10 protein-coding genes are annotated in these 12,637 nt (G+C 72.0%); 4 read left to right on the top strand and 6 right to left on the bottom strand.

The window, feature by feature from the left end:
* Positions 1-98 precede the first annotated feature (98 nt).
* From ACGFY9_RS19810 to ACGFY9_RS19795, 4 genes are all read left to right on the top strand, one after another.
* Positions 99-599, top strand: coding sequence for a hypothetical protein (locus ACGFY9_RS19810; protein WP_393755707.1), 501 nt, complete (start codon positions 99-101; stop codon positions 597-599).
* Complete coding sequence (locus tag ACGFY9_RS19805; protein ID WP_393755706.1) at positions 589-876, top strand: hypothetical protein; 288 nt, start codon at positions 589-591, stop codon at positions 874-876. Before ACGFY9_RS19810 ends, ACGFY9_RS19805 begins: the two co-directional genes overlap by 11 nt.
* A gap of 52 nt (positions 877-928) precedes the next feature.
* Complete coding sequence (locus tag ACGFY9_RS19800; RefSeq protein WP_393755705.1) at positions 929-1,555, top strand: hypothetical protein; 627 nt, start codon at positions 929-931, stop codon at positions 1,553-1,555.
* Between the two features lie 157 nt (positions 1,556-1,712).
* Entirely contained in the window at positions 1,713-2,678 is a 966-nt protein-coding gene (locus ACGFY9_RS19795) for a methyltransferase domain-containing protein (protein ID WP_393755703.1), read from the top strand.
* 110 nt (positions 2,679-2,788) lie between these two features.
* Here the strand turns inward: ACGFY9_RS19795 and ACGFY9_RS19790 are convergent, their stop codons facing one another.
* The 6 genes from ACGFY9_RS19790 to ACGFY9_RS19765 form a co-directional block, all read right to left on the bottom strand.
* On the bottom strand, positions 2,789-4,747 hold the full coding sequence (locus ACGFY9_RS19790; RefSeq protein WP_393755702.1) for an FHA domain-containing protein: 1,959 nt from the start codon (positions 4,745-4,747) through the stop codon (positions 2,789-2,791).
* 61 nt (positions 4,748-4,808) lie between these two features.
* Positions 4,809-6,155, bottom strand: coding sequence for a VWA domain-containing protein (locus ACGFY9_RS19785; protein WP_393755701.1), 1,347 nt, complete (start codon positions 6,153-6,155; stop codon positions 4,809-4,811).
* Positions 6,156-6,253: 98 nt separating this feature from the next.
* Positions 6,254-7,597 (bottom strand): protein phosphatase 2C domain-containing protein, encoded by a 1,344-nt coding sequence (locus ACGFY9_RS19780; protein ID WP_393755699.1) that lies wholly within the window; start codon positions 7,595-7,597, stop codon positions 6,254-6,256.
* Positions 7,598-10,138, bottom strand: coding sequence for a tetratricopeptide repeat protein (locus tag ACGFY9_RS19775; protein ID WP_393755698.1), 2,541 nt, complete (start codon positions 10,136-10,138; stop codon positions 7,598-7,600).
* A gap of 26 nt (positions 10,139-10,164) precedes the next feature.
* Positions 10,165-11,496 carry a hypothetical protein gene (locus ACGFY9_RS19770; RefSeq protein ID WP_393755696.1) on the bottom strand — a complete coding sequence of 444 codons (1,332 nt, stop codon included), beginning with the start codon at positions 11,494-11,496 and terminating at the stop codon, positions 10,165-10,167.
* Between the two features lie 66 nt (positions 11,497-11,562).
* The gene (locus tag ACGFY9_RS19765; protein ID WP_393755694.1) at positions 11,563-12,624 is read right to left on the bottom strand and encodes a glutamate ABC transporter substrate-binding protein; all 1,062 of its coding nucleotides are present in this window, start codon (positions 12,622-12,624) and stop codon (positions 11,563-11,565) included.
* Positions 12,625-12,637 lie beyond the last annotated feature (13 nt).

Below are 12,637 nucleotides of genomic sequence, written 5' to 3'. Positions count from 1 at the left end.
GACGCAGGCTGCGGCCCGAGCCCGAGCAGGCACACACCGGCCGGGCGGCACTCACGACGCCTCCAGGGTGATGCCCTGCTCGGCTGCCGCCTCGCGAAGTGGTCCAGGGCGGGGCCGTCGTCCTCGACCCGAACGGCCAGCCGCTCCGCGACGACGCCCCGACCCTGAAGGCGAACGAACAGCTCGTCCGCATCTCGGAGTCGTGGCGCAAGCTGTTCGGCCTGGACGCCCCGGAGCAACTGAACATCGCTCTTGAGCGCCGGGTGGACGAGGAGTCGGCCGACATGGCCGAGGTGCTGCTCAAGGTGATCCCCGAGGTGCTGGAGGCCGTCGACATGGACGGCGCCTTCCGGGCCCGGCTGACCACCTACGCCCTGGAGCTGGCCGGGTGGCACCTGCGCTCCATCGACGGGGAGGACCCCGGCGCCTCGCGCCCCGAGGCTCCCCGGCCGCAGCTCGCCCTGCCGCCGGGCCCGTCGGCCCCCGAGCCGTCCACGCCCCGGCGCTGGCGCGAGCGGGACAGCGTTGATGACGTGCTGACTCAACTGGCGAACTTCGAGGACGAGTTCGGAGATCTGGAGGACGACGATGAAGGCTGACCGGCGCCGGGAGATCAAGCGGCGGCTGCGGGAGATCAAGCGCGACCCGGCGTCGGCCGAGCCGGGGGAGGCGCAGCGGCTCACGGCCGAGTACCGGCGGCTCCAGTCGGCCGACCGTGCCCCGGCCGACCGCGAGCGCACCCTGTCCGACACGGTGGTCGATCCCACCGACGGGCTGACCGAGGCGGACCGGGCCGCCGTGGAGACGTGGCCCCCGGAGCTGCGCGCCCGGCTGCACGACCGCGCCCTGACGCGGCAGATCCTGCCCTGGCGGTAGGGGTCTCGTGATGTGGCCCCAAATGGTTGAGGCTGGTGCATACGATCACTTCATGGCACTGCAACCAGTCGAGGCCACCTTGATTGTGGGGACCGCCTCGGTGTTGGCTTCGACGTCCGCTGTACTAGTCACCCACCGGTTGACCCGCAACAGGGAACGCCAGCATCGCGTGTGGGATCGCCGGATGGACACCTACAAGGAGGCACTGCGGGTACGCCGGGTTCTGGCTCAGCACCGGGCGGACGTACTCCACGCCAAGTCAGCCAAGGCAGCCCTCCTCGATGCCGAGGGTGAATTCAAGGCGTTCATGCTGATGCAGGCTCAACTGGAGATGTTCGGCTCGCCCGCGATCCGGGCCCTGGACACTCTCTCCCTGGCGGCGTTCAACCACTGGAACCGTGCCCTCTCGGAGTGGCGCGAGCTGCACGCCCGTGCCACGGCTCACCACAGCAACGCGGACATGTGGGCTGCGGCCGACGAGAAGTGGGCGGAGGTCGAGGACTTCGCGAAGACCGTTGACCTAGCAGACCGGCAGCTTGCCGACGCGGTGCGGGATGAGGCCGCATTCAAGACCAGGAGCCGGACCCCGTGGTGGTCGCGGGTGAAGACCCAGTTGTTGCGTTCCGGTGCCTGGCGCCGGTCGGTCGAGGGCGGCACCGTCCGGCCACCCTCCGCCTGACTACGCTCCGGAACTGGCCGACGAGCCGCCCCCGGCACCCGTCCTGAGCTGGGCTTTCACCAGCTACAGAAAGTTGTTACAAACGATCCGTGCATTACCGACGACTTGAGACTTAGGACCGCTCGCCTCCCGGCCCCCGCCGCAGGACAGTGGACGTATGAGCGCGCACGTTCTCGACAAGGACCTGGACGCCGTCGCCGTCTCCGCCCGGGCGGAGCTGGTGCGGGCGATCGGCCTGAGCGGCGCCTGGGACGCGGACCCCGGCTGGCGCGCGGTGTTCGCGGCCGTACCGCGGCATCTGTTCGTGCCGTACTACTACGTGGCTGTCGCCGACGGGAACGAGCGGCTGTGGAGGGACAGCCCCGACCCCCGCACCCGGGAGCGCTGGCTGCGCGGGGCCTACGCCGACGTACCGCTGGCCACGCGGCTGCGGGACGGGGAGCTGGTGTCGTCCAGCAGCCAACCCTCCCTGATGGCACGGATGTTGGCCGAGCTACGGGTCGCGGACGGGGACCGGGTCCTGGAGATCGGCGCGGGGACGGGCTACAACGCGGCACTGCTCGCCCACCGGCTCGGCGACGACCTGGTGACCACCGTGGACCTGGAACCGGAGATCACCGACTCCGCCCGCACCCACCTCGCCGACGCCGGCTACCGCCCGACCGTCGTCACCGGCGACGGCACCCGCGGAGTCCCCGAACACGGCCCCTACGACCGCATCATCGCGACCTGCGCCCTGCCCACGGTCCCGCCCGCCTGGCCCGCCCAGTGCACCCCCGGCGCCCGCATCCTGGCCCCACTGGCCACCGGCCTCATCACCCTCACCGTCCGGGACGCGGAGCACGCCGAGGGCCGCTTCCTGGACACGGCCGCGTACTTCGTGCCCCTGCGCGGCGCCGGGCCCGGCTCGGCGGGCGAGATCCCGCACCGGCCCGGCGACCCCGAACTACTCCGCTTCCTGCTGACCCTCACCCACGGGACGCTTGATCCGGGGGAGGCCCGCGAGCTGTGGGAGCGCGAAGGGAGACCCGGGCGAGAGCGCTACGGCGTCACGGTCAGCGGTGAAGGGGCGTGGGCGTGGCTCGACGCGCCGGAGAGCCCGCACACTTGGCAGCTCCCCTAGCTGCAACGCCCCTGCAAGGGGCGCGGGGCTGTGACATTAGCGGCTCCGCCGCAGGGCGCGACCAGCCATGACGGCGCGGCAGACGAAAAACGACGCTGCGGGACCTTTAATTAACCCCGCCGCACAGTGATCGTCGTCCAAGCCCCCACATGCACCCGATCCCCGTCCTGCAACGGCACCGGCACAAACGGCTGAATAGGCTCCTCGCCACCATTGACGGTCGTACCGTTCGTCGAGTTCTGATCGACGACGGCCCAACTCCCGTCCGGCTGCTGCACCAGCACCGCATGCTGATGCGAGACACCCGGATCCTCAGGCGGCACCGACAGATCGATGTCGGGAGACTCGCCGGTGGAGTGCCGTCGACGGCCGATGGTGATCTGGTTGCCGGTGAGCTGACGCTGCTGCTCGGGCGAGTACGCGGGCAGATTGAGCCCCGCGGCCTCCGGCCCCGAACGCTGCATCATCGCCATGAAGTACTCGCGGTCCGGCCCGATCGTCGCCATCCACGTCGTCGGCTGCTGCTGGTACGCCGGACGCGGCGGAGGCGGTGCCTGGGTCGAACCGGGCTGCGGATAGCCGTAGCCACCGCCACCCTGACCGGGCCCACCGGGTCCGCCCGGGGAGCCGGGGGTCGGCGGGGAGATCACCCAGTCGTCGTCACCGCCGCCGAAGGACGGGCCGCCCTGCTGAGGACGGTTCGTCTCCTGCGGGAACCCGGGCGGGGCCGGCGGAGCGGACTGCTGGAAGGCCTGCGGGGCGCCGCTCGTCCCACCGGGACCCGCGGGCGGGGTCGGTCCGGGCGGCGGCGGGACCGGCCGCGACGGGTCGGGGCCGAAGTTGGAGGGACCCTGCGGGTTCGAGGGTTCGTTGCCGAACGGTCCGGGCGGACCCTGCCGCTCGCCGCCGAGGGTGCCGGGGCGGCCGCCGCCGAAGTCACCCTGGCGGGGGCGCTCGTTGCCGAACTGGCCGCCGGGACCCGGGGGTTGCTCATTGCCGAACGGGCCGGGACGGCCGGACGCCTCGTTGCCGAAGGGCGGGGGAGGGGGCGGGCCGGAGGGGTCGTTGCCGAAGGGGCGCGGCGGACCGGACGGGTCGTTGTTGCCGAAGGGCGCGGGACCGCCACCCTGACGCTCACCACCGAAGCCCTGCGCGCCGCCGGGGCCGCCAGGGCCGCCGCCGGGGCCACCTTGCCGCTCATTGCCGAAACCTTGCGAGCCGGGGCCACCAGGGCCGCCCTGCCGCTCGCCGCCAAAGCCTTGCGAGCCCTGGCCACCGGGACCACCAGGTCCACCCTGACCACCGGGACCGCCGCCCGGGCGCTCACCGCCGAAGCCCTGCGCGCCGGGACTGCCAGGACCGCCGGGGCCACCCTGCCGCTCATTGCCGAAGCCCTGCGAGCCCTGGCCACCGGGGGCACCAGGCCCGCCAGGTCCACCAGGTCCGCCCTGGCCACCGGGTCCGCCTTGGCGTTCGCCGCCGAAGCCCTGCGGGCCGGGTCCGCCCTGCCGTTCGCCACCGAAACCACCGGGACCGTTCGGTCCACCAGGTCCGCCGGGTCCGCCCTGACCACCAGGTCCGCCGGGACCCCCAGGCGCACCAGGCCGCCCCGTCGGCTCGCTGCCGAACGGGGGTATGGGCTCCGCGGGCCGGTTCATCTGCGAGGGCCGCGAGCCCTGGTACTCGTAGGGGTCACCGCCGTACGACTGACCGGGGCCAGGACCGGGCGGCGGAGGCTGTTGCTGGAAGCGGGACGCCGGGCTCGGGCCGGGGCCGGGGCCCGGGGTCGAGGGGCGCGGGGCGGCCGGGGTGTACGAGGTCGCCGTGTTCGTGAGGAAGTTCCATCGGCACTCCTCGCAGAACGGCGCACCGCCCTCGCGGGGCGTGCGGCACTGCGGGCAGAGTTCCGCCTCGGCGGCCGGGCCGCGGCCGGGCGCGGGCGGCGGGAAGCCGTAGCCGCCGCCGGGGGGCGGGGGAGGGGGCGGGGGCACGGCACCGGCCATGCGGTGACCGCAGACCTCGCACCAGTCGTCGGAACCCGACTGGTGTCCGTTCGGGCAGGTCGGCATGTCGGCGCGTCCCCCTTTCGCACAGGGTCGTTCTGGGTCTCACGGAGTCGTGCTGGCTAGGTCACTTCTTTACACGAACAGTCTTTGTGGACCGTGTCTCGAGAGTCATCTCGTCGGCCTCCGCGACCTTCGCCTTCAGTCGCACAGTACCCGTCGCGGCATCGACCACGTCCACCACCTTCGCAAGCAGTTTCGCAGTATCCGCGTTTCCGGAGACGCTGGCGAGCTGAACGGCCCGTCCCAGTTTGGCCGTTGCTCCGTCGACATCTCCCGATTTGCGGAGATCGAGCCCTTGTTGGATGACTTGTGCCAGTTCGGCCTGTCCGGTGTAGTGCGCGACCTGGGGGTTGATGGACGTGGAGGCCACCATGTCGTCGGTCCACACGGCCTTCACCAGGCCCTGGGCGCCGAGGTTCTGGGTGCTTCCGTCGGGCTGGGGGACGACCAGGGAGACCCGGGCGGCGAGCATCTCCTGGCCGATGCCGGCCTCGGGGACCTCGACGCACACGTGGTAGTCACGGGACTCGTCTCCCCAGGAACCGGTGGGGTAGTCCCCGGCGCGGGGGCCCGCCTCGGTGCGGCGGTCGGTCAACTCCTCGACCCTGGGCGCGACTTGCTTGACGAATTTGATGGCCGTGCCCACCGGCGTCCACAGCCGCAGCGCGACGTCCGCGACCTCCTTGCCCATCGCCGTCTCCATCATCTTCGTGAAGTCGGTGGCGAGGTGGGCCGGGTCGGCGACGATGTCGGCGGTGCCGAGCAGCGCGGAGGCGATCCCTGTGACTTCTTTCACTTCCCAGTCGGTGCCCACGCCCCGCGCGTCACAGGTGAAACGTCCGGCGCAGGAGCCGAGGGCGGCCTTCAGGTCCTCCGGCGCCTCGTGCTCGTTGCGGCCGTCGGTCAGCAGGATGCCGTGGCGTATGGAGACGTCCGCCGACGACAGCAGCCGGTCGGCGAGGCGCAGCCAGGTGCCGATCGCCGTACCGCCGCCCGCGCTCAGCTTGCGCAGCGCCTGCTTGGCCTGGTCGCGGGTCCGGGCGTCGGCGACCGCGAGCGCCCCGCCGCCCGGATAGACCTCCTTGGCGACATGCGTGCCGCCGATCACCGCGAAGTGCACCCCGTCGCGCAGGGTGTCGATCGCGGCGGCCGTGGCGTCCCGGGCGTTGCGCATCTTGGTCGGCGGGTAGTCCATCGACCCCGAGCAGTCGACCATGATCGCCACGGCCGCGTCCGGGCCCTGCCCGGCCGAGTACAGGTGGGGCGCCGCGACCGGGCTCCCGATGGTGCCGCCGCCGGTCGAGGTCACCGTGACGATCGCGTTGACCTCACGCCCGCCCTCCGGCAGGTACTCGTTCTGGTACACGTCGACCGAGAACTGTGGCACGTTCGACTTCGAGAAATTGGCCATGCCTGCTCTGATCCCCCTCAAGTGCCCCACCTGGATGGGGCGATGACTATATGCGGACCGGTCCCCACCGGTCCGAGGCCGCCCCCGTTTGTACGGCCTCAGCCGATTACTGCCCCTTGCGGCGGGGCGGGGAACGGCACGACGGCCACTGTTACGTTGTCGTGGCCCCCGCCGTCCAGCGCGTGGCCGACCAACACCTGGGCGCTGTGCAGCGGACGGACCGCCGCGTCGGCGGGGACGATCTCGGCCATCTCCTCGGCGGACTCCGCGTAGTTCCACAGTCCGTCCGTGCAGACCACCACCACACCGGGGCGGTCCGGCTTGAACGAGGCGGTGTGCGGCTCCAGTTCGTACGCGTCCGCGCCGAGCCAGCCGGTGATCGCGTGGGCGCGCTCGTCGGCGTAGGCCTCCGCCTCGCTCATCAGGCCCGCGGCGACCATCTGCGCCGCCCACGAGTCGTCCTCGGTGAGCCGGGCCGGCGGTGAACTGCGGTCCACCGGGATCCAGTAGGCGCGGCTGTCGCCGACCCAGCCGACGACCAGGAGGGTCGGGGTGACGATCGAACCGACCAGCGTGCAGGCCGGCGCGTTCTGGTGCGGGGCGTGCTCGCGGGCCGTGGCGGGCTCCTGGGCAAGGGAGTTGACCGCGTGCGAGGCCGCGATGATCGCCTCGTGCATCGCCTGCTGCGGGTGCGTGCCCTGCGGCAGCGCGGCCAGCAGCGACTCGCCCGCCTGCCGCGACGCGGCCAGCGAGGCCGCGTCGGGCCGCGTCGCCGAGGACACCCCGTCGCACACCACCGCGACCAGCGCGGGCGCCCCGTCCGGCAGCACACACTGTCCTACGGCGAAGGCGTCCTCGTTGCGGTGGTGGCGCAGCCCGCGGTCGCTGACCGCCGCGAGCGGGCCCAACTCCTGCTCCATGTGGTCGCGTTCGCGGGGCTGGGCATGCCCGCAGTTCTCGCAGTAGCCGTCCGGGTCCACCCGGCCCGAGCGGCAGGCCACGCACACCTTGACGCCCCCGCCCGCGGTCGGCGGATCGGCGGCGACCCGCGGGTCCGGCGCCTGCAGGGGGTACTCGTCGGGCTCCGGCGGCCGGTCGAACCGTACGCCCGTGGCCGGGGAGACCGGCGAACCGGTGGGCGGCAGCGGGGCGTTGGACGGCAGGGGGATGCCACCCGAGTCGGTGCCGGGCAGGTCCGTCGGCAGATGGACCGTCGCCGGGGTCTCGGAGTTCTCCGGCTGGGGCACGACGGGCCAGTCCACGTCCGCGGCCTCCTCGGGCGGGAGCGGCACCGCGCCGTTCATGGTGAGCGTCGGGTGGTCGTCCGGCGGCGCGGGCACGGCGGACAGGTCGTATCCGCACGCGCCGCAGAAGCGGTCACCGGACTCCAGGGGCTCTTCGCAGCTCGGGCAGGCGGAGAGCTGGGGCATCTGCGACATCAACTACACCCACGTCCGGGGGCGGTAACGGTTGGCTCGTTCCACCAGGTCGATCCTCTCCTCGCCGTCCCGTGCCAGCCGGGCCAGCGTGCGGTACGAACGCTCCAGGCCGAAGCGGAGTCCCCGCTCGTCCAGTTCGCTGCCGAGCAGCTCCCGCCGCGTGAGCGGTACGGAACCCTGGCCTCCGGAGAGTATCCAGTCGAGGGCGCGGCCGAGGACCTCGGCCGACAACCGCTCGCGCCGGACGGCGTCCAGACCGTATCCCTCCAGCGCTTCCACCTGTCCGGCGGCCGCGGTCAGATCGTCCAGGAACGGCGTGTCGTCCGCCGTCGCGGCCCGCTCCCGAAGCCGCGCCCGTACGGCGGCCACCCGCGCGGCCGTGTAGTGGATCGACGCCTCGGGCACCGACTCCAGCGTCCGTACAGCGCCCTGCCGGTCGCCGGTCGCGAACTGGACGCGGGCCAGGCCGAAGGCCGCGCTCACATAGCTCGGGTCGGTCGACCACACCAGCCGGTAGTACTCGGCCGCGTTGTCCAGCTGCCCCAGCACCTCGGCGCACAGGCCGAGCGCCAGCTTCGGCGCGGGCTCGCCCGGGAAGGCGTCGTAGATCGCGTCGAAGGACAGCGCGGCGGCTTCGTAGTCACGGGTCGCCAGCGCGGCCACGCCCGTGTACCAGACCACCCGCCAGTCGTCGGGCCGCTCGTCCTCCAGCTTCGCCAGGGCGTCCAGCGCGGTGTACGAGTCGCCGTTCTCCAGCCAGGCTCTGATCTGCCGCAGCCGGGTCTCCACGGACGGCGAGGGCGCCGAGGCGAGCGCCCCGAGCAGTTCGGTCGCCGCGGTCGCCATCAGGCCTGCCAGGAAACCCGCGTTGGGGTCGGTCGCGTCGACGTGCGGAACGGGCAGCGCGAGCGCCACGGCGGGGGAGTCGACCTCCTTGACGGTGCTCGGCGCGCTGCCGTTGAGCGCGGTCAACACCGGGCCGCCGTTGGGGCGTTCGGCAAGTGCTGTGCCGGAGCGGCCACTTGGGGTCCGCTTCGGCGGTTGCACCGCTCTCGCGCCCAGCAGGGACACGTCCCCGTCCAGCGTCGGGAACAACTCCGTGTCCGTGACCTTGAGTTCGGGCCCGAACAGGGTGGACAGCGACGGGCGGGCCCGCCCGGTCTGCAGCGAGACGACCTCGCGCAGCACGCCCGTCAGCTGCTCGGCCATCTCCTGCGCGGAGGCGAACCGGCGGGCCGGGTCCGGGTCGGTGGCGCGGACCAGGAGCCGGTAGAACGACTCGTAGCGGCGGAAGACCTCGATGTTGTCCGGGTCGGGCAGGGAGTCCACGAAGACGTTCGTGTAGCCCTGGAAGTCGAAGGTCATCACCGCGAGCGTGCGGGCGACCGTGTACAGATCGCTCGCCACCGACGGGCCGACCTCCGCGACCTCCGGCGCCTGATAGCCCACCGTGCCGTAGATGGCCGACTCGTCGTCGTCCATCCTGCGCACCGCGCCCATGTCGATCAGCTTGAGCTGGTCCTCGGTCTGGATCGCGTTGTCGACCTTGAAGTCGCAGTAGAGGAGGTTGCGGCTGTGCAGGTGGCCGAGCGCCTCCAGGGCCTCGATGCCGTACGCGCAGGCCTGCTCCACCGGCAGCGGATCGCGCTTCCCGCCTTCCGTACGGCGGTCGTTGGCGATCTCCTTGAGGGACTTGCCGCCGACGTACTCCATGACGATGTACCCGTCCAGCGAACCCGTCCGCTGGTCCAGGTGCTCCACGAAGTTGTAGATCCGCACGATGTTGGCGTGCTCGATCTCGGCGAGGAAGCGCCGCTCGGAGATCGCGGCCTCCATCGCGTCCTGGTCGCCGGTGTCGAGGAGGCCCTTGAGGACCACCCAGCGGTCGGAGACCGCGCGGTCCACGGCGAGATAGACCCAGCCCAGGCCGCCGTGCGCGAGACAGCCCACGACCTCGTACTGGCCGTGCACGATGTCGCCGGCTTCCAGCTTGGGCGTGAACGAGTACGGGTTGCCGCACTTGGTGCAGAAACCCTCCGTGCGCCCCGGGCTGTCGCCGCGGGCCCGGCCCACCGGAGCACCGCAGTCCGAGCGCGAGCAGAACCGCTTCCGCTCGGGCACCTCCGGGTTCTCCAGGACCATCTCGCGCGGGTCGGGCCGCGGCACCCCCGGCACCTGCACCAGGCCGACGCCGAGCCGGCCTCGGCTGGAGGTCCCCGACGACGAACCGGAGCTGCGCACCGACACCGAACGGCTGGAGGCCCGGCCCGACTCCGAGCGCGAGAGCCGCCCCGACACCGAGCGCCGGGACTTCGACGACTGCGACGACGTACGCGAACTGCGGCTGCTGGTACGGGAACTGCCGCTCCCCGTGCCCCGCGAGCCCTTGCCGCTGGTCATCCCGGTGGGCGGCGAGCTGATCGCGCCCTTCGCCGACACCACCGGCGCCAGACCGCACGTGTCGCAGTACAGCTCGCCGCCGCCGACGTCCTCGTACGACCCCTCGCAGCCCGGCCGTTGACACTTCTGCTGTGTCTCGCTCATGACCGACCCCGCTTCTCCCTCGTCACTCACGCGCCCGGCCCCCTCTGGTCCTCGGGACCGCCCTGCGGCTGTGTCCGCGGAGCGTTGAACTGCTCGGCCGCCGCGTGCTGGTAGCGCAGCACCGCCTGTTCGGCGACGCGCAGGTCGCAGGGCGCGCTCCACAGCATGCGGCGGGCCGCGTCGTACCGCTCGATGAGGAGCGGGTCCTCCGCGAGGCCGTGCCGGGCGACCTTCGCCTTGTACGCGTCGAGGCGGCCGCGCAGCTCCGCGCGGACCGCCAGCGGCTGGGTGACCGCGGTCAACGACTCGCGGGCGCGCAGCAGTTCGTCCTCCGCCTTCTGCTCCAGGGACTCCAGGAGCGGGGACAGACGGTGCCACTGGGCGTGTCTGCGGTACTCGGCGGCCGTCGACAGCTGCTCCTGCAGCACGGTCGGCGGTCCGCTGACGACCGGCACCTCCGTGGCGGCGATCTTCGCGAGGACCTCACCGCGTGCGGTACGCGCCTCGGAGAGGGTGCGGTCCGCGCGGGACAGCACGTCCCGCAGCTTCACCAGCCGCGCCTCCGCGTCCTGCCGGACGGTGAGCACGGCGTCGATCTCGCGGCGCACGTCCTCCAGGGCGCGCGCCTCCCGGTCGTAGACCGTGGTGTCCGGGCGGCCGCCGCCGGGGGCCGAACTGCCCTGCGCCCGCACCCAGAAGGCCAGCGGGTCGGAGATGACCCGCTCGCGCAGCTCGGTCAGGGTGTGGGTGATGCGCTCCAGGTCGTCGCCCGCCGGGTGTTCGCCCGGGCGCACGCCGACGGAGTGGGCGAGCTGCCGCGTGCGCTGCAACTCCGCGGCCAGTAAATCGATCCGGGCGGGCAGCGCCGACCACACCGCGTCGGACGTGACAACCATGTCGAGAGAGGTCGCGTACAGCTCGTTCATCTCGTCGACCAGCGCGCTCAGCGAGAACTGGTGGCTCAGCTTGCTCGAACCGCCCGTCAGCGTCGGGGCGTTGGCGGTCGCCGTGGTGGATCCGGCGACCGTGACGGACTCGCCGCGCAGCAGCTCGGTCAGCTCGACCAGGTCCTCACGGCTGGACCAGCGGCGCCGGGAGCGGATGCTCTGGGCGGCGTGGAACGCGTCCGTGTAGGCGTCGAAGTACGCCCACAGCAGCGTGATCGACGCGTCCGTGGACGCCCAGCGCTCCTTGGTCGTGCCGGTCAGCTCGGCGCCTTCGAGGAGTCTGCGGCCCGCGTGGTCCTGCAGGGCGAGGAGCGAGGTCTCGATGGCCTCGTGCTCCGCGCCGAGCCGCGCCAGCGCACGGTCCACCTCGTCCCGGTCCATTACCGGCCCGGGGGGTCCCGTGACGCCCATCGATCACCTCTCGCTGCGTTGTGGTCTGTCGGAAGTCCGTTGTGTCGTTCCGTTGTTGACGGTCCGTCACTTGTAGTGCGGGGTGGGCGGGTCGGCGGACGGCGAGTCCTTGCCGAGGGTGGGAAGCAGCCATTTCGTGTAGGACGCGTGCCAGCCCTCGGCGCCGGTGCTGGTGCGGTAGGTCTCCAGTATTCGGTTGACCCGCTGCACCAGGTCGGTGGCGCTCTTGTTCATCGCCACGCCGTAGTACTCGGTGGTGAAGGGAGCGCCCTTCAGCTCCACCGTCGGGTCCTGCGCGGCCTGGCTGGCGGCGAGCGCGCCGTCGGTCACCACCGCGTCCGCCTGGCCGAGTTGGAGCTCCACCAGGCAGTCGAGCTGGTTCGGGACGGGCTTCAGGATGTCGACAGTGGCGGGGATCTTGTGGCCCTTGTCCGCGTGCAGACGCGTGTTCGCGGTGGAGGTCGCCGCCGAGCAGACCCTCTTGTGGGCGAGGGTGTTGTTGTAGCCCGTGATCGTCGACACCTTCGGGGCGAGGACCTGCTGGCCGGTGACGAAGTACGGCGCGGAGAAGGCGACGTCATCGGTCCGGAGGCAGGTGATCGTCATGGTGCGGACCACCATGTCGACGCGCTTCTTCTGGACCGCCGGGATGCGCTGGTCGGTCGGGATGGCCAGGAGATGCACCTTGCTCGGGCTGTAGGAGCTGCCGAAGATGTTCTTGGCGATGGCGTGCACGAGGTCGATGTCGAAGCCCTCCAGCTCGCCGGAGCTGTTCGGGTTGAGATAGCCCCACCGGTAGCTGTTCTGGTCGACGCCCACGTTCAGGTAGCCGCGCTCCTTGATGGCGTTGATCGTGGTGCCGTCGGCGTCCGACGGGGGCGGGCTCTGGTCCTGGACCGTGCTCTCCTCGCACTTGGGGGCCTTGGCCTGGACGCCCTGGGCCGTGCGCTGTCCGCCGAGGTCCGCGCCGGCCTCCCCGCGTGACTGGGTGAGCGGCAGCAGCAGGACGAAGGCGACCGCGAGGACGCAGACGACCGCCATCGCGCCCACCCCGCCCCAGCCCCGCAGACCGGCCCGCACACGTCGTACAGCGCCCAGGCGGCGAAAAAAGTCACTCCGTGCCCGCATCGTCACGCCCCCT

It is taken from the genome of Streptomyces sp. NPDC048504 (assembly GCF_043200035.1).
GTDB lineage: Bacteria > Actinomycetota > Actinomycetes > Streptomycetales > Streptomycetaceae > Streptomyces.
The sequence above is the reverse complement of the archived record's forward strand: the minus strand, read 5'-3'. Positions and strand labels throughout refer to the sequence as shown.

Excerpts from the sequence above, each read along its gene's own strand:
- ACGFY9_RS19805 (WP_393755706.1), top strand. The coding sequence starts at position 589 with ATGAAGGCTGACCGGCGCCGGGAGATCAAGCGGCGGCTGCGGGAGATC.
- ACGFY9_RS19800 (WP_393755705.1), top strand. The coding sequence starts at position 929 with ATGGCACTGCAACCAGTCGAGGCCACCTTGATTGTGGGGACCGCCTCG.
- ACGFY9_RS19795 (WP_393755703.1), top strand. The coding sequence starts at position 1,713 with ATGAGCGCGCACGTTCTCGACAAGGACCTGGACGCCGTCGCCGTCTCC.
- ACGFY9_RS19790 (WP_393755702.1), bottom strand. The coding sequence starts at position 4,747 with ATGCCGACCTGCCCGAACGGACACCAGTCGGGTTCCGACGACTGGTGC.
- ACGFY9_RS19785 (WP_393755701.1), bottom strand. The coding sequence starts at position 6,155 with ATGGCCAATTTCTCGAAGTCGAACGTGCCACAGTTCTCGGTCGACGTG.
- ACGFY9_RS19775 (WP_393755698.1), bottom strand. The coding sequence starts at position 10,138 with ATGAGCGAGACACAGCAGAAGTGTCAACGGCCGGGCTGCGAGGGGTCG.
- ACGFY9_RS19770 (WP_393755696.1), bottom strand. The coding sequence starts at position 11,496 with ATGGGCGTCACGGGACCCCCCGGGCCGGTAATGGACCGGGACGAGGTG.
- ACGFY9_RS19765 (WP_393755694.1), bottom strand. The coding sequence starts at position 12,624 with ATGCGGGCACGGAGTGACTTTTTTCGCCGCCTGGGCGCTGTACGACGT.